1 protein-coding gene is annotated in these 1,258 nt (G+C 50.6%); it reads left to right on the forward strand.

The features are described from left to right. Positions 1 to 95 precede the first annotated feature (95 nt). Entirely contained in the window at positions 96 to 1,232 is a 1,137-nt protein-coding gene (locus ACNPAA_RS20875; RefSeq protein WP_069785125.1) for an ISAs1 family transposase, read from the forward strand. Positions 1,233 to 1,258 lie beyond the last annotated feature (26 nt).

Consider the following 1,258-nt stretch of genomic DNA (forward strand, 5'->3'; position numbering starts at 1 on the left):
CAGGGCAAGATCGCGAACGTTTTTTAAGCAGGGCACGAGGATTTGACCGACCGAACAGGGTGTGATCTTATACTCTCTTTTACGGGAGTTTCGTCATGAACCATCAAGCGGCATTTACCCAATTCTTCTCCGAACTTGAAGACCCTCGTCAGACAACCAAAATCGCGTACCCCTTCTTCGATGTGGTTTTTCTCACCGTCTGTGCTGCTATTGGTGGAGCTCAAGGTTGGGAAGATATCGAGCTTTTCGGCGAGGCACATCTGGAATGGTTTCAGCGTAATGGATTGTTTCATAACGGATTACCTGTTCACGACACCATAGCCAGGATCATCTCCCGTATTCAACCGGAGCAATTCCAGAACGCCTTCGTCCGCTGGATGCAAGCAACATCAGAACGTACCGATGGTGAGCTGATTGCCATTGACGGCAAGACCTTACGCAGCTCTTACGACCGAGACAGTCGTCAGTCTACCATTCATATGGTCAGTGCCTTTGCCGCTGAGAATCGTCTGGTGCTCGGGCAAGTCAAAACAGATGAGAAATCTAACGAAATCACCGCCATTCCTGAATTACTGGCACTCCTCGATATAAAAGGCTGCCTGGTATCCATCGATGCCATGGGCTGCCAGACTGGAATAGCCTCAACCATAGTCAAGGGCGGTGGCGACTACTTGCTGGCGGTAAAAGGTAACCAGCCCACACTGCATAATGCAGTACGCGCAGCTCTGGCCGAGTCGACCAAGAAGCCGCTGAGTGAAGAAACGCTCAGTGTCGAGAAAGAGCACGGTCGCATCGATGGCCGCGAGTACCATGTGTTACCAGCCGGAGCACTATCAGAGCAATTTCCAGAGTGGAAATCGCTGAAGACTGTCGGTGTCGCAATATCCTATCGAATTGAAAATATGGAAAAATTTTCGATGGAGTATCGCTACTACATCAGCTCGGCTGAACTGACACCAGAGCAGTTTGCTTCAGCGGTACGAGGGCACTGGGCAATTGAAAATAGCCTGCACTGGGTTCTGGATGTCGTGATGAATGAGGATGCCTGCCAGATATATCGAGGTGATGCCCCTCAAATATTGGCCTGTGCACGACACATGGCGCAAAACATGCTGCGAGCCGAAACCAGCCGTAAGGCAAGCTTGCGGAAGAAGCAGCAATTTGCGGGCATGAGCAGCCCATATCTGGAAAAGGTATTGGATGCAGGGCTGGCTGAATTGAAGTCAATTTAACAATATGTTCACGCTCTCGCCCTGGG

It is taken from the genome of Aeromonas sp. PS2Canimalfood6 (genome assembly GCF_048276795.1).
GTDB classification, from domain to species: domain Bacteria; phylum Pseudomonadota; class Gammaproteobacteria; order Enterobacterales; family Aeromonadaceae; genus Aeromonas; species Aeromonas caviae.